Genomic DNA, 18,207 nt, shown 5'->3' with positions numbered 1-18,207 from the left:
CGTGGCGTGGACGACCTGGCAGCGACGAACCGAACGGACCGCGAGAACGGTACGGCCGAGGACCCGGCCGCACCCGGCACGGAGGGCGGGCCCATGCCCGGCGGCCGGGCGCAGCCGAAGACCGACAAGAGTGAGGCGACCCGGGCCCTGATCCTGGAGACGGCCATGCGGCTGTTCCAGGAACGAGGCTACGAGAAGACCACCATGCGCGCGATCGCCACCGAGGCGGGCGTCTCGGTGGGCAACGCCTACTACTACTTCTCGGCGAAGGAATTCCTGATCCAGGGGTTCTACGACCGGATGACCTACGACCACGCGGCCGACGCCAAACGCCGCATGGCCGGCACCCGGGACTTCTCGGAGCGGCTGCAGATCGCGCTGGAGTCCTGGCTCGACACCGCCGCGCCGTACCACGAGTTCGCCGCGCAGTTCTTCCGGACGGCCGCCGACCCGACCAGCTCGCTGAGCCCGTTCTCCAACGAGTCGCACCCGGCGCGGGCGACCGCCGTGGAGCTGTTCCGCGAGGTCCTGCAGGGCTCGGAGCTGGCGCCCAAGCTGGACGCCGAGCTGGTCGAGCTGCTGCCCGACGTGCTCTGGCTGCACCTGATGGTCGTGGTCCTCTACTGGGTCTTCGACCGGACCGAGGACACCGAGCGGACCCGGGAGTTCGTCCGCCGGTCCACCCCGATGGCGGCCCGGGTGATCAACCTGTCGCGCTACCGGGTGTTCCGGCCGATCGTCCGGGACGCCAAGGGCCTCATCCAGGACTTCATCCTGCCCACCATCGGCAAGACGGCGATCAAGTAGCGCCCGCCGACGACGAATCGGAGACGGGAGGCCGGCCCCTTCGCGGGGCCGGCCTCCCGTCGTGCCGGGCGGATGCGGGCGGCTCAGAACATGTCCGGGTTCCAGGCCTGCAGCGGCGTGCGCAGCAGCAGGTCGACAGCGGCCGCCGCCCCCGGGCGCAGCTCGGTGACCAGTGCGGCCGCGGCCAGCCTCGGGGCCGTCTCCGCGCCGAGGTAGAGCGAGCCCAACTCCGAGGCGCCGAGGGCGAGGTCGGCGTCGTCCGTGGTGCGGGTGCAGCGGCCGGTGCCGTCCGCGGCGACCTCCAGCGCCCAACGCCCGGACGCGAAGCCGAGCTTGTCGTCCACCTCCAGCACCACCCGGCCGGCGGTGCCGTACGTCCGGGCGCCGAACGCGGCCTCGACGTCCAGCACGCGCAGCCACATGAAGTCGGAGCTGTCCTCGTGCGGGGTGGCCGCGCGCCGGTCCTGGAGCAGCAGCGGCAGCGGGTCGTCCGGGGAGGCGTTGTCGATCGCGACCCGGGCCACCCAGTCGACGGACAGCAGGAAGCGCCAGAGCTCGACCGTGGTCGGCAGGTCGAGGGCGGTGAACTCCTCGACGGTGAGCGTGCAGTCGGGGTAGGCGCCGTCCCACTTGTCGTCGATCCGGTAGGCCACCAGACCGGTGACCGTGCCGTCGGCGTCCCGGTGGACGGCCGCGAAGGGCTCCTTGAAGTCGGAGCCCGGCATCCGGACCTCGCCGGTGGCGCGCTGCCACCACAGTTCGTCGCGGTCGATCGCGCCCGGCCGGGTGCGCCGCCAGCGCTCGTGCAGGCCGGGCCCCAGCTCGCGCACCTCGGCCATCGTCACGAAGTCGATCCGGCCGCCGGGCACGCCCGGCAGGCCCTCGCGCAGGCCCCGGGTGCGGCGCAGGTCGACGCGCCAGCCGGCGCCCCGGGTGGCCGGGCCGAAGCCGAACCGGCCGTAGATGTTGTACTCGGCGGCGATCAGGATGGCGACCGCCGTACCGCGCTCGGCGGCGGCCGCGAGGTCCTGGCGCATCATCGTGCTGAGCACGCCCCGGCGGCGGTGGGTGGCGCTGACCGTGACGTTGGTGACGGCGTCGGCCGTGATGACGGCCCCGCCGGGGACGGTCAGTTCGGCGTCGTAGCTGCGGAAGGTGGCGATCTGGCGGCCGCCGTCGAAGCCGGCCAGCATCCGGCCGGACTCCCACTGCCGACGGCGCACGTCCTCAGCGGAGCCCACGTGCGGGCGCAGGAAGCCGAGGGCCAGGGCGCGGTCCCAGGCCGCCACCTCGTCCTCGGTGACCGCCCGCACCACGAGCCCGTTCACGGTGTCGACGGACGTGTGATCGCTGCTGTTGCCCATGGGGCCACGGTACGGCGGCCCCCCGGCGGCGGCACCTGATTTATTCCGTGCCCGACCCGATGTGCTCGCCCGGCACCACCACCCAGTGGTTGGTGCGCAGGACCCGGTCCGCGAAGTCCACGTCCCGCTCGCCGAGCAGCCGGAAGCCGAGCGCCCGGCAGATCCCGTTGGACGGACCGTTGGTCACACCCGGGTTGGCGTGCACCTCGCCCCAGCGGCCGTCGGCGGCGGCGAGGTCCAGCACCCGGCGGACGGCCGCCTTGGCCAGGCCGCGGCCCTGGTACCCGGGCAGCACCATCCAGCCGATCTCGGAGACCCGCTCGCCGTCCTCCTCGTCGGACCAGAGGTTGACCGAGCCCGCGACCGCGCCGTCCTCGGTGCCGTCCGGGACGATCAGCTTGACCCAGAAGCGGTCCTCCGCCACCGCGGCGACGTCCTTGCGCAGCCTGGCCTCCACCAGCTCCCGGGGCAGCGGACCGCCCAGCTCGGTCATCATCACCGGGTCGCAGCGCATCCGCACGTACGCCTCGACATCCCCCACCCGCACATCCCGCAGCAGCACGACGCCTCCTCAGTTCCTCGGAACGGTCCGCGCGGCCACGCTAGCGCCGACCCCTGACAACCGGCCCCTGACAACCGGCCCCCGACAGTCGACCCCGACCGCCGCCCCCGGCAGCCGACCCCCGGCATCGGCGTGCGGGTGCCCTGCTGGCATCCTCGGTGCCGGTTCAGGTACGGACGATCTCCCGGGGGCACGATGGACGACGAATACCTGCGCAAGCTGAAGGAGTACGAGGGTCGGAGCGGCCTCGTGAAGGCGCTGGGCGCGCTGACCGTGCTCGGCTGGGCCTGGGCGGCCTGGCTGGTCCTCTCCCCGGTCGGCGGGGACTGCGGCTCGCCGGCCTTCTACGAACCGCTCGGCTTCCACCTGCGGGAGCTGTGCGACGCCCAGGTGATCGGCCGGATCGGCGGGGCGGTCGCGGTGGCCCTGCCGACGCTCCCGCTCGGCGCCGCCTGGGTCTGGACCGGCCTGGGCCTGCGCGCCCGCCGGGAGGAACTGGGCGCCCTGCTCGGCCGGTAGCCCGGGCGGCGCTGCCACTGGGGCCCGGCCCCGGCGGCCGTCCCCGGGTCAGGGCCGGGCGTAGAAGTCCGGGGTACCCATGATCCAGAGGCTGGCCTGCTTGATCGGCATGCCCGCGCGCGGGGCCTCGATCATCTGGTCGTCGCCGATGTAGAGCCCCACGTGGAAGATGTCCGCGGCGCGGCCGGTGTCCGTCCAGAACACCAGGTCCCCGGGGCGCAGCTGGCGGTAGCCGATCCGGGTGCTCTGCGCGTACTGGTCGGCGGCGAAGTGGTTGAGCTGCCGGCCGCCCTCGCGCCAGGCCATCATCGTCAGCCCCGAGCAGTCGTAGCCGGCCGGGCCCTCGCCGCCCCAGACGTAGGGCAGGCCGATCTTGGACTTGGCGAAGGCGACCGCGGCGGCCGCGCCCTCGGCGGACCACGGACGCTCGGCGGGTGGCACGGCGGGCGGGGCGGCGGCGGCCTTGGCGGCGGCCGCCGCGGCTTCGGCGGCCTCGGCCTCCCGCGCGGCCTGCTCGGCGGCGGCCCGGGCGGCGGCCTCGGCCTCGCGGGCGGCGATCGCCTCCAGGGCCTCGCGGCGCTCGCGCTCCAGCGCGACGGTGGTGTTCCGGGCCGCGGCCAGCTCGGTGAGCAGCTGCTCGCGGCGCCGGCCGACGGCCGCCAGCTCGCCCTGCTGGGCGGCCAGCCGCTGCTCCGCCCGCGCCCTGGCCGTGCCGACCTCGACGGCGGCCTTCTCGGCGGCCTCGGTGGCGGTCCGGGCGGCGGCGGAGGCGCTCCTGGCGGTGGCGGCCGTGGAGGTGGCGGCGTCCAGGATCTGCCGGGTGCGTTGGCTGACCACGCCGACCACGGCGGCGCGGTCGCCCGCCTCGCGCGGGCCGTGGGCGCCGAGCAGCGCGTTGAAGGCGGACAGTTCGGCGCCCGCGCCCTGCCGGTACGTCTCGGCGGCGAGCCGGGCCGCGTCCTCGGCCGCGGCCGACCGCTCGGCCTCGGCGGCGGCGGCCCGCTGCGCGGCGGCGCTCTCCTCGGCGCGGGCCCGGGTGAGGGCGAGCCGGGCGCCGTTGTAGGCCTCGACGGCCTGTTCGGCTCCGCGCCCGGCCCGGTCCAGCTCGGTCCGGGCGGCGGTGAGGGCGGTTTCCAGGGCGGCGGCCGAGGCGGCCTTGCCCTCGGCCGCGGCCCGGGCGCGGTCGATCTCCTCGGTGCTCGGGTAGGGCTCCTCGCCCCGGGCCGGCCCGACCACCGGGCCGCCGGTGGCCGGATCGCCGACCGTCGGTCCGCCGGACGCCTGATCACCCGCCGCCGGATCGCCGGCCACCGGTTCGCCGGTCGCCGGGGCCAACGGGGCGGCCTGGGCGGCGGGGAGCAGCCCGAGCAGGGCGGTGAGCGTCAACAGGAGGGTCGGCAGGAGCCTGCGCGCCACGCGACATCCCTTCGAACGGGTCCGGAGGGGACGGCGGCGGACGGTGCGCGGCGCACGGGCGGACGGCGGCCGGGCGACAGGGAATCCGACGAATCATCCCATCACGTGACAGAGCGGTCACATGACGCTCATGTTCTCAATTCCGGCGGCCTTCACACCCGGAAAAGCCTCCGCCGATCGAGTGACCATCGGATGATCTGACCAGGGCTCAACTCCAGGCGGACGCCCAGGGTATACGAACTACCGGCGGATCCGGCGGGTGTGCGTCCGCAGCCGGGGGTGTCGCTCGGGCCGGCGCTCCAGCCCGGTCGGGCCGACCGCGTAGGTCCGGCTCCGCCCGGCCCGGACCGCACGGCGACGCTGCTGCGCCCGGTGGGTGCGGACCGGACCCGCCGCACCTGCCCCGTACGCCTGGCCGTCCCCGGCCGGGGCCTTCGCCGTCGCCCCGGCGGCGGCCGCCGAGCGCCGGTCGGTCAGCCGGGCCTGGCGGCGGGCCAGCGCCCGGGCGGCGTGCGCGTCGAGGTGGGCGCTGGCCCGGGCCGCCATCCGCTCGGCCACCCGGTGGGCGGCGGGATGGCTGGCGGGCACCTTGTCGGGAGCGCCGGCGATCAGGTCGAAGAGCCAGGTGCGGGCCCGGTCCGCACGCCGGTGCAGCAGGCGCTCACGCCGCAGCGCACGCGCCCGGCGCCGGGGGCGCGTGGTGTACAGCCAGCGGGCCCAGGGGCTGCTCGGCCGGGCCAGCCGGATCGCGCCGATCCAGGACAGGCCGGGCACCATGATCCCGAGCAGGCCGGTCCACACCTTGCCCTTGAGCAGGGTGATCACCGAGGCCAGCGCGTTCACCGAGATCACCGTGATCACGCCCCACTTGGTGTCCTCCCCGGGCAGCGCGCCGAACGGCACGTACCCGATCAGCAGCAGGGCGGTGAACAGGATCCCGAAGATCACCGCGTCCACCGACTTGCGGCCCTGCTCGCTCCAATACACATCGTCCAGGTGCAGGATCAGCGCGAACTCGTCCAGCACCAGGCCGCAGCCGATGCCGAAGGCCAGCCCGAACCAGTCCATCCAGGGCTGCCCGCCGTAGGTGGCGAACACCCCGATGCCGCCGAGCAGCAGGAAGCCCAGACCGAACACCATGTGGTGGATGTGCAGGCCGCCGGGGGTCACGTTGCCGGGCCACCAGCGCACCTTCGCCCGGATCATCCGGACGCTGAACCGGATGAAGACGAAGGACGTGATGAAGCCGACCAGCAGCAGGAACAGCGGTTGCTTGTGCGCGTTGACGATGTGCTCGCGGTAGCCGTCCAGCAGTGTGGTCATGGGTCTTACCTTCGTTCCTGGTCCTGCGTCCTGCCTGCGGTGACATGGCCCGGGGCCCGACGGGGCCCCGACACCGGTCAACGCGCGGTCAGAACCCTCGGGTGCGCTTGGCCGCGCGGCGCGGCACCGCCGGGTAGAGCGACGGGAGCTCGGCGCCGACCGGCAGCTTCAGGAAGAGCCGGGCGATCTCCCCGCCCAGGTTCACCCCGACGGCCAGCGCCATCGCGATCGCCGCCGCCCGGAAGACCGACACCAGACCGGCGCTGGAGTGCCCCTGGGCGAAGGCGAGCATGCCGAGGTACAGCGCCGAACCCGGCATCAGCGGGCCGATCGCGGCGGTCACGTACGGCAGCGCCGAGTCGTTGCGGTAGCGGGCCATCAGCTGCCCGAAGAGGCCGACCAGGCCGGCCGCCACCCCGGTCGCCGCGATCGGGTTGACGCCCGCGTTGTAGACCAGCGCGCCGTAGCTGGCCCAGCCGATGCCGCTGTTGACCGTGACCAGCGCGAGCGTACGGCGGTCGGTCTGCAGCAGCGTCGCGAAGGCCAGGGTCAGCAGCATCGCGGCGACCATCTGGACCGGCGGGTAGTTGATGCCCACCAGGCTCTCGTCCGGCCTCAGCTTCGCCTCGAAGCCGACGCCCAGGTAGAGGATCACCATGACGCCTATCACGATGCCCGCGACCAGGTAGATCACTTCCAGCAGCCGGGCCGCGGCGGTGATGTAGAAGCCGGTCAGGCCGTCCTGCACGGCGGCCACCAGGGCGCGCCCGGGCAGCAGGGCGAACAGGCCACCGGTGATCACGACCGAACCGCGCAGGCCCCAGTCGTTGAAGGACAGGATGATCCCGGAGGCGGCCGCCGGCATCGCCGCCGCCACGAACTGGTAGAACTCCGGCAGCCGGCGCCGGGCCAGCGCGGACGCCAGCCGGTCGCCGAGGACGGCCGCCACGAAGGCGCTGGCGAAGACCAGCCAGGCCTTGTCGTCGATCCGCCCGCCGACCAGGAAGGTCGCCGCGCCGGCCAGCAGACCGGTGGTCAGGGCGAGGAACCAGGCCGGGTACGGGTGCCGGTTGCGGCGGATCAGGGCGAGCCGGCGGTAGGCGTCGTTGACCGTCACCTTCTCCGCGGTGATGTCCGCGACCAGCACGTACACCGCGTTCAGCCGGGTGTAGTCGGAGGTGCGTCGGCGCACCACCCGGTCGGCGGTGACCGGCGGCTCGACCAGCGACGGCTGGTGCGAGATGCCGATCAGGGTGAAGGTCACCTGCGGCTCGCAGCGGTCCAGCCGGTAGGCGTGGGCGATGCCGAGCATCGCCGCCTCGACGTCCTCGGCGGCCTCGCCGCTGGCCAGCAGCAGCTCGCCGATGCGCAGGGTCAGGTCGAGGATGCGGGGGACGTTGCGGGCCGCGGCGGCGGAGGGGTGCATCTCCCGGGCGGTCCGCTCGAAGGCCGGGCGCTCGGACATCGGGGTGCGCAGCAGCGTGCGCATCCGGTCCGGCCACGGCGCCTCGCCCGGGCCGCCGGCGGTCAGCTCGGGGATCGGGATGCCGGTGGGCGGGGTGTAGCCGGCCGCCCGCCACTCCTCGGGGGTGAGGGTGTCCTCGGCGACCGAGCGGCGGCGGGCCGGGCGGGCGTTCCCGGGGTGCGCGCCCTCGGGGCGGGTGTCCCCGGGTCCGGCGTCCTCCGGGCGGGCGTCCCGGGGACGCAGGTCGATGGTGAGCTCGGGGTGCGGCTCGACGGGCGCGACCGGCTCCGGCGCGACCGACTCCGGCGCGACGGGGTCGGGCTCGGGCGTCAGCAGGCCCCTGGTCTCCGGGACGGCCGGGGCGTACGGGACGACGGTGCTCGGCTCGACGGGCGGGGCGGGGTGACCGAGCAGGCCCTCGGTGGGCGGGGCGTCGGCGGGGTGCACCGGCGTCGGGGGTGTCTGCCGTGTCCCGCGGACCGCCCGGCCTCCCCTCGCCCGCTTGCCCGCACCCGGTCGGCCCCGCTTAGGCACTTCCGCTCCTCGCCGCCCCTGGTGGCCGTCGGCCACCGCTCGATCTCGGGTTACACCATGCCTGATCGAACAGCCGGACGCACATGTACGCGACGTCCCGGGCCGAGGGCGGCGGGCGCCTACCCGGCGCGGTGGCGGTCGGCGGTCGCCGCGCCGGACCGGCGGGCCCGGAGCAGTTCGACCGCCACCGGGACCACCGAGACCAGCACGATGCCGACCAGGATGGCCTCGATGTTGTCCCGGACGAACGGGATCTGCCCCAGGAAGTAGCCGAGCACGGTGACCCCGCCGCCCCACAGGACGCCGCCGACCAGGTTGAACACCACGAAGGAGCGGTAGTTCATCCTGCTCACCCCGGCGACGATCGGGGTGAAGGTGCGCACGATCGGCACGAAGCGGGCGAGCACGATCGCCTTGGGCCCGTGCCGGTCGAAGAAGGCGGCGGCCTTCTCGACGTTCTCCTGCTTGAAGACCCGGGAGTCTGGGCGCCGGAAGAGGCCCGGCCCGACCTTGCGGCCGAAGAGGTAGCCGACCTGGTCCCCCGCCACCGCGGCGGCCACGATCAGCGCGCAGACCAGCCAGAGCGGCTGGTGCAGGTAGGTGCCGCCGGCCACCAGCAGGCCGGTGGTGAACAGCAGCGAGTCGCCGGGCAGGAAGAAGCCGATCAGCAGACCGGACTCGGCGAAGACGATGGCCAGGATGCCGACCAGGCCGAAGGTGGAGATCAGGGTGGTCGGATCGAGCCAGGACGGGCCGAGGGCGAGGCTGGTCACGGTGCGGGCACTCCGGGAGGTCGGGTCTTGGCAATGAAATGGTAAAGCATTGACAAAGACTCGACCTTTCCCCGAATGGTTCCCGGACGGTGACGTGCGCGAACGCGAGCGCACCGGGACTGCGGACGCACCGGAACGGAGCTCACCGGGAACGCGCCCGGCCCCGGCGGGGGCCCGGGAGGGGCCGGCCCGCCGGGGCCGGAAGGGGTGGGAGCGGGAGGGTCAGAGGCCGTAGCGCTCGACGATCTCCTCGTGCCGCGCGAGGTCCGCGCCGGCCGCCTCGGCCAGGGCCGGCCAGGCGAGCGGGTGCGGCCAGTCACCGGTCAGCCGGTGCAGCAGCGCGTCGGCCTCGGCGGCCGAGGCGGTCGGCGGCACCCCGAAGGCCGCGTAGATCCCGGGCAGCGACTCGTCGTCGTCCGCCGGGTCGGTGATCCGGTAGTGGTCCCCGCTGTACGCCCAGACCGCGAACCCGGCCTCCTGCAGCCGCTCGCGCAGGGTGGCCCACGGTTCGTCGCCGGGCCAGCCGCCGTCGATCCAGTAGGTGGTGTACCCCGCCGGGTCGAGCAGGGTGAGCAGCTCGAACACCGGCCGCCAGCGCCGCCGCTCCTCCTCGGGGGCGTCCTCGGCCGGCGGCTGCTCCAGCAGCGCGGGGGCGAAGACCACCACGTCGCCGTGGTTGAGCGTCAGGTCGTCGCCGAGCACCGGCAGGATGCGGGCGGTGGCCGGGCCCGTCCGGACGGCCGGCAGGTCGGCCGTCGCGCCGTTGGTCCGGGTGGCCCGGACGGTGACCAGCTGCCACTCCTCCTCCACCGGACCCTCGGGCTCGTCGAACTCGATGCCGAGCAGGCCGCCGGCGGAGCGGACCGCGGCCCAGTCCCGGTTGGCGCTGGCCGCGGTCATCAGGTGCCAGAGGTCGCCCTCCTGGACCCGCCGGTGGCCCTCCTCCTCCGGGGCGTCGTCGTCGGAGGGCAGGGCGCGCTCCAGCAGCTCCTGGTAGAACCGCTGCGCGGCGGCGTGGTCGCCCAGTTCGGTGGCGGCGCGGGCGGCGAGGCGGCGGGTGTTGAGCACCGCGTCGTCCAGCGCGAGGATCGCCCCGCACTGCTCCAGCACCTCCGTCCAGCGGCTCTCGACGGCGGCCCAGCGGGCGCGTATCCAGTGGGCGTCGGCCGGGGCCGTGGCGGCGAGGCGGTCGGCGAGGCGGCGGACGCCCTCGGCGTCCCGGGCCTCGATCAGCATCTCGCCGAGCGTGGCGGTCAGCTCCCGGTCGCCCGGGTCGGCCTCCAGCCGCTGCCACAGCAGGTCGGCGCCGGCCCGGGCGTGGCCGAGGCCGCCCAGCACGGTGGCCAGGAGCACCGCCAGACCGGTGGCGCCGGCCGGCTCGCCCCGGTACCGGTCCAGCGCGACGGAGAGCAGGTCCGCGCCGGTCTCGAAGGGCACCTCGGCCTCGGCCAGGTACGCCGTCAGCTCGCCCGGCGGGACGGGCAGCTCGGGCTGCGGCAGCGCCTCGGCGGCCGCGCGCAGGGCGGCGACCTCCTCCGACACGCCGTCGGTGCGGCGCAGCCTGGTGAGCTTGCGCTCCCCGGTCGCGGCGAGCGTCAGCGCCACGGTGCGGGCGCCGCGGGCGAGGGCGAGCCGGCCCGCCGCCAGCAGCAGGTCCACGCACGGGCGGTGCGCGCCGACGCCGTCCAGGTAGCCGACCCAGCCGGCCAGTACGGCGCCCAGTTCGGCGTCGTTCTCCCAGGCTCCGGCCGCGACCAGCAGCTCGACGGTCTGCGTCCAGGCCGGCCGCAGGTCGGCGTGGGCCTCGGCCTCGGCGCGGTCGGGGAGCAGGGCGAGCGCCTCGTCCGTCCGGCCGAGCGCGGCGAGCGCGCGGGCCCGCAGCAGGGCGCCCCAGCGCTGGTCGCGCTCGTCCAGCTGACGGTCCTGGGCCTGCTCGGCCCGTTCGGCGGTGTCCAGCAGCTCCAGCACCTCCTCGTACCGGCCCAGCAGGTGCAGGGTGCCGGCCCTGGCCTGGTGGAAGCGGAGTGAGACCCGCTGGCCGGCCGCCCGCATCCGGTTGGCGGCGGTGTCCAGGTGGTCGAGCGCCTCGGCCGCGCGGCCGTCGTCCTCCAGGGCGTCGGAGTACTCGCGGGAGAGGCAGTCGTAGCAGGCCCGGCCGGGCTCGATCCGGTCGAGCGTCTCACCGACCACCTCGAGCCGCTCGGCCACGTACCCGGGCCCGTCGACCCGGGCGTGGCAGATGGCGAAGTCCTGCACCACGCAGACGGACTGCGGGCAGCCGGCGGTCTCCTCCCGGTGGGCGAAGTCCAGCAGGTCGATCACCTCGGGCATGACCGTCTCGCCCTGCTGGCGCTTGTTCAGCAGGTTCTGCATCCGCCAGTGGCGCAGGTAGACCTCGACCCAGGGCAGGTCGAGCGCGCGCGCGGCGGCGACCGCCTCGGGGTAGAGGGCGTCCAGCTGGTCGTTGTGGCCCTCGGTGGCGTGCTCGGGCAGCTCGACGATGGCGTCGGCCAGCCGGTGGTGGCCGGCCTCGGCCAACTGCCGGTGGGCGTCGCGCACCCAGGACCAGATGTCGGTGGTCATGCTTCTTCCCCCTGCGTCGTGCTGATGACTGGTCTACCGCGGGCCACTGACAAGCGGGTCGCCGACCAGTGGGTTACTGACGAGCAAGTCACTGACAAGCGAGTCACCGGAAAGCGAGCCACCGGCAAGCGAGTCACTGACAATCCGGCGGTCACGCTTCCCCCGACAGGGCGCCCGGGCTGTCCGGGACGTCCGGCAGGCCGGCCGGGACGGCCGCGGTCAGGGCGGAGACCGCGGTGCCGACGCCGGTCAGCGCCGCGGTGAGGTCGCCCTCGGCGGGGCCGGAGGAGGCCGCGGCCATGATCACCTTGAGCGAGCGGAGCAGCCCGGCCGCGGTGGCGCTGCCGGTGTGCCCGGTGCGGTAGGCGGCGAGCAGGTCCTGGACCGCCGGGCAGGCCAGGTTGAGGTAGAGCCGGGCCCTGACCTCGCCGTCGGTGCGGGCGGTGAAGGCCCGGGCCAGCCGCAGCGCGGCGGACGGGATCCGGGCGTCCGCCTGGTCGTCCTCGATCCGGGCCTTGAGCTCGGCCTCGCGGTCCGGCACCAGCACCAGCGGCAGGCCGGGCGGGTCGAAGCGGGCCGGGACGAGCTGCTCGCCGCGGTCGGCGAGGGCGCCGGCCAGCCAGGCCGCCTCGCCGTCGGGCAGCGGCCGCTCCGGGTCCCGGAACAGCTCGCGGTTGCCCTGCTCGCTGCCCAGTTCGACCAGCCGGCAGCCGCGCAGCTGGGCGTAGCGGCGCAGGAAGGGCAGGACGGCGTAGCGGTCGCCGCGCGCGATCGGCACCCGCATGGCCCGGTACAGCATCTCCTCGAAGCCGCCGCCGCTGCCGAGCGCGACGTGCACGGCTCCCCCGCCGGCGGCGCGCAGCGCCCCGGCGGTGAGGTCGCCCTGCGAGGTGGGCACCGGGACGTCGTCGGCGAGCAGGGTGAACAGCCGCTCGTCGCAGAGCGCGGCGCCGAGCAGGTCCTGGCCGTGCCGGGTGAGGATGCGTCGCCAGGCGGCGGGCCGCAGCCGGGCGGTCTCGTACAGGCCGTCCACGATGGCGTCGGTGAGGGCCTTCTGGAGGGCCCGGTAGTGCTCGTCGCGCTGGAGGTCCTCGCGGCTGGCGGTGGGGGTGAGCCGGCTGGACTCGACCACGCCGCCGATGAACCCGGCCCAGCCGGGCAGCAGGTCGCGGGCGTCGTCGGCGAGCAGCATGCCGCGCAGGTAGACGGCGAGGTCGCGGTTGTCGCTGCTGCCGTAGGTGCCGCCGTCCTGGACCCAGAGCAGGCCGATCGCGTCGGTGGCGTCGCCGGCCGGGTGGACCGGGAAGGCGGTGAGCGGCTCGAAGCGGCGGCCGAAGGCGGTGGCGAAGCGCATCCGGGCGGCGTGCTGGTCGCCCTCCACTCGCTGCCGCCAGGGCACCTCGACGGAGTTGACGGGCTGCTCGTCCTCGCCGACGTAGACCGGGATCGGCAGCAGCACGCAGTAGCGGCCGAGGACTTCGCGCAGGGTGTCCTCGTCGGCGAGGTGCGAGTGCTCGGCCTTGACCGCCAGTTCGACCACGGTGCCGGGGCGGGGCCGGGCGGGCACCGGCTCGACCCGGTACTGCTCGCCGCCGCGGCTGCGGTAGCGGTGGCCGAGCCCCGGTTCGCGGTGGGAGGTGGTGGTGACGGTGACCTCGTCGGCGATCGAGAAGGCCGACAGGAAGCCCAGCCCGAAGGCGCCGATCAGCTCCTGGTTCCCGGTGAGTTCGCGCAGCATCCGGGTGTAGCCGGTGCCGACGGTGGCGAGGTAGGAGTGGATCTCGGGTTCGGTGAGTCCGGCCCCGGTGTCCTCGATGGCGACGGTCCGCCGGGCGGCGTCGGCGCGCACCCGGATCAGCGGACGGTGCTCGCCCTCCGGGTCCTCCAGGAGCCGGCGGGTGTGCGAGTCGTGCGCGTTCTGGACGAGTTCGCGCAGGGCGACCAGCGGGGTGGAGTAGAGGTGGGTGGCGAGGACGTTCACCAGGCCGCCGAGGTCGACCTCGGTCGTCCGCAGCTCCTCGGCGGGGGTGGGCTGGGGCGGGGCACCTTCAGACATGGGTCCTCAGTGTGCCAGTGCGACAATCTGCCGACCATTTCTTTCTTCCCGACGGAATGACGGTCTCCGGTCAACCCCGAATTGACCGGGGCGCCACCATCGGAGGAATTGCCACCCATTCGGTGGAGTCCGTCCCCACCGCTGGTGAATGCTGAGCGGGCGACGTCAGGCAACGGCGCTCCGGAGCGGCCACTCCGACCGCGCCACCATTCGCACTTCAGTCCAGGGAGACCAGCGTGTCCCGTATCCGCGCAGCCGCAGCCGTCACCGCCCTCGGGGCGTTCCTCCTCGTCGGCCTCGGCGCCGCCACCGCGCACGCCGACAACGGCGCCGGCGCGATCGACCACTCCAACGGGAGCGTCGTGAGCAACGTCGGCTCCGGCAACATCATCGGCAACGTCCACGGAAACGTGGTCAACACCCAGCAGACGGCCACCGGTTCGGGCGCGAGCAACCAGAACAACGGCCTCGCCGTGACCGGCAACGGCGGGAACGTCGGCGCCCTGCAGGGCAACGGCAACGTCGACGCCCGGGTGTACTACCCGCACGTCCTGTACTAGGTCTCTCGCCGCGGCCACCGGGCCGGGTGCCCGTCCCGTCACCACGGGGCGGGCACCCGGCCCGCGCCGTACGCCCGGCTCCGCTCAGGAGACCCCGAGCACGGCCCGGCCGAGCCGGAGCAGGCAGTCCCCGAGGTCCGGCCGGGCGCTGTGCGGGCGGTTCCGCACCCCGTCGTTGACCAGCGCGAACAGCGCGTGCACCCGGATCCGGGCGGTCGCCGCGTCGTACTCCGGACGCACCTGCCGCAGCAGGACGACCCAGGTGCGCAGGAAGTCCCGCCGGAAGTCCACCGCGGCCCGGCGGTCCGGCGGGGCCAGCCGCTCCGTCTCGCTGAGCATCGCGCCCAGGTAGTCGCCGTTGCGCAGCGCGAAGCCGACGTAGGCGCCCAGCCCGGCCGCCAGCGCCGCCCCGGGCCCGTCGGCGGCCGCGATCGCGCCGTCCACCTCGTGCCACAGCCGCTCGCGGCTGCGCACCAGCGAGGCGGCGAGCAGGTGGGCCTTGCTGTCGAAGTGCCGGTACACGCTGGGGCCGGAGATGCCGACGGCGGCGCCGAGTTGGTCGGTGCTGACGTTGTCGAAGCCGCGCTGGTGGAACAGCCGGACGGCCGCCGCGAGCAGCTCCTCCCGGCGCGCCTGCGGCCGCGCCTCGGTCGGCGGCCCGGCCGGGGGTGCCGCCGCGGGCCCGGCCGCCGCCGCACCGTCCAGCGGGACCGCGAGAACGGCCGCGACCAGCTCGCGCAGCAGCGCCTCGGCCCGGCGCGGCTGCGGCGCGGCCGACTGGTAGGACAGCCCCGCGCAGACCGAGAGCGCCGACCAGCAGAGCAACTCGGCGTCGGGGGCGGCCAGTCCGGGACGCTCGGCCCGCAGCACGGCGGTCATCAGGGCGACGTCCGCGCGCAGTTCGCGGCGCAGCGCGGCCCGCCGGGCCGGCGGCAGCAGCCGGGCGTCGCGCTGCACCAGGGTGCCGAGCGGGCGGTGGCCGACCGCGACGGCGGCCAGGGCGGCACCGACCTCCCCGGTGGTGCCGGCCGCGCGCAGGGCGTCGGCGAGGGCGTCCAGGCCCAGGCGGACGGCGCGGTCGAGCAGTTCGGGCTTGCCGCGGAAGTGCCGGTAGAGCGCGGGCGCGGTGATGCCGACCCCGGCGGCGACCTCGGTCATCGAGACCTGGTGGTAGCCGCTGCGGTGGAAGCGGTCGGCGGCCACGGCGAGGATCTGGGCACGCCGCCCGGGCGGCCGTCGGACCACCATGACGCGTCTCCCTCCCGTCCGGCCGGGCACCCGCCCCGGTCACGTCCGGTCCTGTCCCGTCCGGTCCCGTCCAGGCCCGTCCAGGCCCGTCCAGGCCCGTCCAGGCCCGTCCAGGCTTCGACCGAAGGCTAGCAAGGATTCACTTGAGACTCCCGCCGGCCTCGTTCTCCGGGCCGGACGACGCTGGACAGCCGAAGCTACCCGGGATTAACTTGTGAGGCCATCACCTGGTACGTTCCGCCCCGCCGGCAGCTCCGGCCGGCACCGTCGAAGGGAGCGCCGCCGTGCGCCGCACCGTGTTCAACGAGGACCACGAGGCCTTCCGGGAGACCATCCGGGACTTCATCGCCAACGAGGTCGTCCCGGTCTACGAGAGCTGGGAGGCCGAGGGCCACCCGCCGCGCGACTTCTACCGGCAGCTGGGCGAACTCGGCGTCTACGGCATCGAGGTGCCCGAGGAGTACGGCGGCGCGGGCGAGAGCGGCTTCAAGTACCAGGCGGTGGTCGCCGAGGAGGTCGCCCGGGCGGGTGTGAGCTTCGGCTCCTCCGGCGTGCACACCGGCCTGGTGCTGCCGTACCTGCTGGAGTACGCGAACGAGGAACAGAAGCGGCGCTGGCTGCCCGGCTTCGTCTCCGGCGACATCATGACCGCGATCGCGATGACCGAGCCGGGCGCCGGCTCCGACCTGGCGGGCATCACCACCACCGCGCGGCTCTCCGAGGACGGCACCCACTATGTCCTGAACGGCGCCAAGACCTTCATCACCGGCGGCGTCCTGGCCGACCTCGTCCTGGTGGTCTGCCGCACCGCGCCGTACGACCCGGACAACCGCCGGGCCGGCCTCTCCATCCTGTGTGTGGACACCACCTCGCCCGGCTACACCGTCGGCCGCAAGCTGCAGAAGATCGGCCTGCGCACCTCGGACACCGCCGAGCTGGCGTTCAGCGACGTCCGGGTGCCGGTGGAGAACCTGCTCGGTGAGGAGGGCAGGGCCTTCTCCTACCTCACCCACAACCTGGTGCAGGAGCGGCTGGCGATCGCCGTCGGCGCGTACGCGGCGTCCGCGGCGGCGGTGCGGTTCGCGGTGCAGTACGTCAAGGACCGCAAGGTGTTCGGCAAGGCCGTCGCCGAGTTCCAGAACACCAAGTTCACCCTGGCCGACTGCGAGTCCCAGGTGGTGGCGCAGCAGTCCATGGTGGACCGCGCGCTGGAGCTGTACCAGAACGGCGAGCTGACCGTGGCCGACGCGGCCGCGGCGAAGCTGTTCTGCACCGAGTCCGCCTCCACCGTGATCGACAAGTGCCTTCAGCTGCACGGCGGTTACGGCTACATCCTGGAGTACCCGATCGCCCGGCTCTACACCGACAACCGGGTGTTCCGGATCTATGGCGGCACCAGCGAGGTCATGCGCAGCATCGTCGCCAAGTCGCTGGGCCTGTAGGGCCGTTCAGTCCGACGGCGCGTCGGGCCGCACCCCCATGGCGGCCCGCCGCGCCGTTGCCCGACGCGCCGTTGCCCGACGCGCCGGTCGCTCGGCGACGCTGCCGCCCAGCGCACCGCGGACCGCCGTGGGTTCAGTTGGGCGAGCTGTGCTCGGAACGCCAGGCCTGCCAGCCGGCCGTGGACGCCACCCGCGCCTCGTGCAGGGCCCGGTGGGCCATCGCGGTCGGCGGGGTCTCCCGGCTGCGCAGCCAGTCGCGGCAGGCCACGGCCAGCGCCGAGCACATCAGGACCGCGCCGGTCGCGCCGAGCACCGCGCCGATGCCGCCGAGCACCGCGCCGCCGACCAGCTGCGCGCGGTTGACCTGGAATCCGTCGAGGGGTCTCTCGTTGATCGCCATGCCTCCACGATGCGGGCAGTCGGCGGGGCCTGCACCTCGGACCGCCCGGCCGCTCCGGGTGCGGGACGCCGGGGCGTCCGCGACCCTGGGCAGACGGAGTGAGGAGGCGGCGCGATGCCCGATCTCGAACAGCTCGCCGTGGAGCACGCCGCTCTGGCGGCCGAGAGCCCGCACGGGCGCAGCGCCCATCTGGTGCTGCACGACGGCCTCCTACGGCAGACCGTGATCGCGCTGACCGCCGGGACGGCGCTGGACGAGCACAACCCGCCCACCGCGGGGAGCGTCCAGGTGCTGCGCGGCCGGGTGTCGCTGACCATCGCCGGCCGGCGGCTGGAACTGCCGGCCGGTCGACTGGAGCCCGTCCCGCAGGAGCGGCACGGGCTGCTGGCGCACGTCGACTCGGTGGTGCTGCTGACTGCCGTCACCACCTGACGCCCTGGCCAGGGCTGACGCCCGGGCCAGGGCGTCAGGCCGAACCCGGGTCGCTCAGCCGGAGTTCAACACGCTGCCGCTGACCAGCCGCAGTCCGCGCAGGAAGTCCGCCCCGCTGGGGGCGAGTTCGGGTGCGGCCAGCCACTGGGCGGCGTAACCGGCCAGCAGGGTCTGGTAGAAGGCGCCGCGGGCGAGCTCCTCCTCGGTCTCCACCACCTCGGGCAGCCCCTGGAACAGCGCGGCGAGCCCCAGCCGGCCTTCCTTCTGCGCCCCCGCGAAGGCCTGCGCCAGTTCGGGGGCGTGCGCGGCCTGCGCGAGCGCCTCGAACTGGGCCGCCCAGAGTCCGCGGTGCTCGACGAAGACGTCCCGGAGGCCGTCCCAGACGGCGGCGAAGCGCTCCTCCGGATCGTCCGACACCTGGTTGGCGGCGACCACGACCGCGCCCAGGGCCGTCCCCATATCGCCGATCGCCTCGATCATCGCCGCGTTGAGCAGCGCGTCCTTGGAGCCGAAGTGGTAGCCGATCGCGGCCAGGCTGACTCCGGAGGCGGTGGCGATGTCACGGGCGGTGGTGCGCCCGTAGCCCTTCTCGTACAGGCAGCGCTTGGCACCGGCCATCAGGTCTTCGCGGTTTCCCATGCCCTCGATCCTACGGAACGGCTGCACAAATGTCTTGCACGGATGTCTCGCACGATCGATTTAGACATACGTACTAGACAAGCG

16 protein-coding genes are annotated in these 18,207 nt (G+C 74.4%); 5 read left to right on the top strand and 11 right to left on the bottom strand.

The window, feature by feature from the left end; translation table 11 throughout:
- The first annotated feature begins 6 nt into the window (after positions 1 to 6).
- The gene (locus ACYP53_RS10445) at positions 7 to 807 is read left to right on the top strand and encodes a TetR family transcriptional regulator (RefSeq protein WP_459647242.1); all 801 of its coding nucleotides are present in this window, start codon (positions 7 to 9) and stop codon (positions 805 to 807) included.
- An 83-nt stretch (positions 808 to 890) separates the two neighbouring features.
- Here ACYP53_RS10445 and ACYP53_RS10440 read toward each other — a convergent pair whose 3' ends face one another.
- Positions 891 to 2,171 carry a GNAT family N-acetyltransferase gene (locus ACYP53_RS10440; RefSeq protein ID WP_189912948.1) on the bottom strand — a complete coding sequence of 427 codons (1,281 nt, stop codon included), beginning with the start codon at positions 2,169 to 2,171 and terminating at the stop codon, positions 891 to 893.
- A gap of 40 nt (positions 2,172 to 2,211) precedes the next feature.
- A complete protein-coding gene (locus ACYP53_RS10435) occupies positions 2,212 to 2,733 on the bottom strand; it encodes a GNAT family N-acetyltransferase (protein ID WP_189912949.1) in 522 nt (173 codons plus the stop codon).
- A gap of 195 nt (positions 2,734 to 2,928) precedes the next feature.
- Between ACYP53_RS10435 and ACYP53_RS10430 the strand changes: the two genes are divergently transcribed.
- Positions 2,929 to 3,252 carry a hypothetical protein gene (locus ACYP53_RS10430; protein WP_459647241.1) on the top strand — a complete coding sequence of 108 codons (324 nt, stop codon included), beginning with the start codon at positions 2,929 to 2,931 and terminating at the stop codon, positions 3,250 to 3,252.
- A 48-nt stretch (positions 3,253 to 3,300) separates the two neighbouring features.
- On the opposite strand, the gene ACYP53_RS10425 is transcribed toward ACYP53_RS10430, so the two are convergent.
- The 6 genes from ACYP53_RS10425 to ACYP53_RS10400 form a co-directional block, all read right to left on the bottom strand.
- Complete coding sequence (locus ACYP53_RS10425; RefSeq protein ID WP_189912951.1) at positions 3,301 to 4,668, bottom strand: C40 family peptidase; 1,368 nt, start codon at positions 4,666 to 4,668, stop codon at positions 3,301 to 3,303.
- 240 nt (positions 4,669 to 4,908) lie between these two features.
- Positions 4,909 to 5,991 carry a hypothetical protein gene (locus tag ACYP53_RS10420; RefSeq protein ID WP_189912952.1) on the bottom strand — a complete coding sequence of 361 codons (1,083 nt, stop codon included), beginning with the start codon at positions 5,989 to 5,991 and terminating at the stop codon, positions 4,909 to 4,911.
- Positions 5,992 to 6,079: 88 nt separating this feature from the next.
- Positions 6,080 to 7,903 (bottom strand): threonine/serine exporter family protein, encoded by a 1,824-nt coding sequence (locus ACYP53_RS10415; RefSeq protein ID WP_459647240.1) that lies wholly within the window; start codon positions 7,901 to 7,903, stop codon positions 6,080 to 6,082.
- A gap of 206 nt (positions 7,904 to 8,109) precedes the next feature.
- Positions 8,110 to 8,763: a DedA family protein gene (locus tag ACYP53_RS10410; protein ID WP_189912953.1), complete on the bottom strand. Its 654-nt coding sequence runs from the start codon at positions 8,761 to 8,763 to the stop codon at positions 8,110 to 8,112.
- Between the two features lie 222 nt (positions 8,764 to 8,985).
- On the bottom strand, positions 8,986 to 11,346 hold the full coding sequence (locus ACYP53_RS10405) for a hypothetical protein (protein WP_459647239.1): 2,361 nt from the start codon (positions 11,344 to 11,346) through the stop codon (positions 8,986 to 8,988).
- Between the two features lie 151 nt (positions 11,347 to 11,497).
- Entirely contained in the window at positions 11,498 to 13,402 is a 1,905-nt protein-coding gene (locus tag ACYP53_RS10400) for an ATP-binding protein (protein ID WP_459647238.1), read from the bottom strand.
- Positions 13,403 to 13,638: 236 nt separating this feature from the next.
- Here ACYP53_RS10400 and ACYP53_RS10395 point away from each other — a divergent pair, with 236 nt between their 5' ends.
- On the top strand, positions 13,639 to 13,962 hold the full coding sequence (locus ACYP53_RS10395) for a hypothetical protein (protein WP_189912956.1): 324 nt from the start codon (positions 13,639 to 13,641) through the stop codon (positions 13,960 to 13,962).
- 84 nt (positions 13,963 to 14,046) lie between these two features.
- Here ACYP53_RS10395 and ACYP53_RS10390 read toward each other — a convergent pair whose 3' ends face one another.
- The gene (locus ACYP53_RS10390) at positions 14,047 to 15,210 is read right to left on the bottom strand and encodes a TetR/AcrR family transcriptional regulator (RefSeq protein ID WP_459647237.1); all 1,164 of its coding nucleotides are present in this window, start codon (positions 15,208 to 15,210) and stop codon (positions 14,047 to 14,049) included.
- Between the two features lie 284 nt (positions 15,211 to 15,494).
- On the opposite strand from ACYP53_RS10390, the gene ACYP53_RS10385 reads away from it, so the two are divergent.
- Entirely contained in the window at positions 15,495 to 16,652 is a 1,158-nt protein-coding gene (locus ACYP53_RS10385) for an acyl-CoA dehydrogenase family protein (RefSeq protein ID WP_189912958.1), read from the top strand.
- 133 nt (positions 16,653 to 16,785) lie between these two features.
- Here the strand turns inward: ACYP53_RS10385 and ACYP53_RS10380 are convergent, their stop codons facing one another.
- Positions 16,786 to 17,052, bottom strand: coding sequence for a hypothetical protein (locus ACYP53_RS10380; RefSeq protein WP_189912959.1), 267 nt, complete (start codon positions 17,050 to 17,052; stop codon positions 16,786 to 16,788).
- A gap of 114 nt (positions 17,053 to 17,166) precedes the next feature.
- Between ACYP53_RS10380 and ACYP53_RS10375 the strand changes: the two genes are divergently transcribed.
- On the top strand, positions 17,167 to 17,484 hold the full coding sequence (locus ACYP53_RS10375) for a cupin domain-containing protein (RefSeq protein ID WP_189912960.1): 318 nt from the start codon (positions 17,167 to 17,169) through the stop codon (positions 17,482 to 17,484).
- Between the two features lie 54 nt (positions 17,485 to 17,538).
- On the opposite strand, the gene ACYP53_RS10370 is transcribed toward ACYP53_RS10375, so the two are convergent.
- On the bottom strand, positions 17,539 to 18,123 hold the full coding sequence (locus ACYP53_RS10370) for a TetR/AcrR family transcriptional regulator (protein WP_189912961.1): 585 nt from the start codon (positions 18,121 to 18,123) through the stop codon (positions 17,539 to 17,541).
- Positions 18,124 to 18,207: the final 84 nt, after the last annotated feature.

It is taken from the genome of Kitasatospora sp. Ki12 (assembly GCF_054601375.1).
Note: the sequence above shows the minus strand (reverse complement) of the source record. Positions and strands in the feature narration are given on the sequence as shown.

Excerpts from the sequence above, each read along its gene's own strand:
- ACYP53_RS10440 (WP_189912948.1), bottom strand. The coding sequence starts at position 2,171 with ATGGGCAACAGCAGCGATCACACGTCCGTCGACACCGTGAACGGGCTC.
- ACYP53_RS10430 (WP_459647241.1), top strand. The coding sequence starts at position 2,929 with ATGGACGACGAATACCTGCGCAAGCTGAAGGAGTACGAGGGTCGGAGC.
- ACYP53_RS10420 (WP_189912952.1), bottom strand. The coding sequence starts at position 5,991 with ATGACCACACTGCTGGACGGCTACCGCGAGCACATCGTCAACGCGCAC.
- ACYP53_RS10405 (WP_459647239.1), bottom strand. The coding sequence starts at position 11,346 with ATGACCACCGACATCTGGTCCTGGGTGCGCGACGCCCACCGGCAGTTG.
- ACYP53_RS10400 (WP_459647238.1), bottom strand. The coding sequence starts at position 13,402 with ATGTCTGAAGGTGCCCCGCCCCAGCCCACCCCCGCCGAGGAGCTGCGG.
- ACYP53_RS10390 (WP_459647237.1), bottom strand. The coding sequence starts at position 15,210 with ATGGTGGTCCGACGGCCGCCCGGGCGGCGTGCCCAGATCCTCGCCGTG.
- ACYP53_RS10380 (WP_189912959.1), bottom strand. The coding sequence starts at position 17,052 with ATGGCGATCAACGAGAGACCCCTCGACGGATTCCAGGTCAACCGCGCG.
- ACYP53_RS10375 (WP_189912960.1), top strand. The coding sequence starts at position 17,167 with ATGCCCGATCTCGAACAGCTCGCCGTGGAGCACGCCGCTCTGGCGGCC.
- ACYP53_RS10370 (WP_189912961.1), bottom strand. The coding sequence starts at position 18,123 with ATGGGAAACCGCGAAGACCTGATGGCCGGTGCCAAGCGCTGCCTGTAC.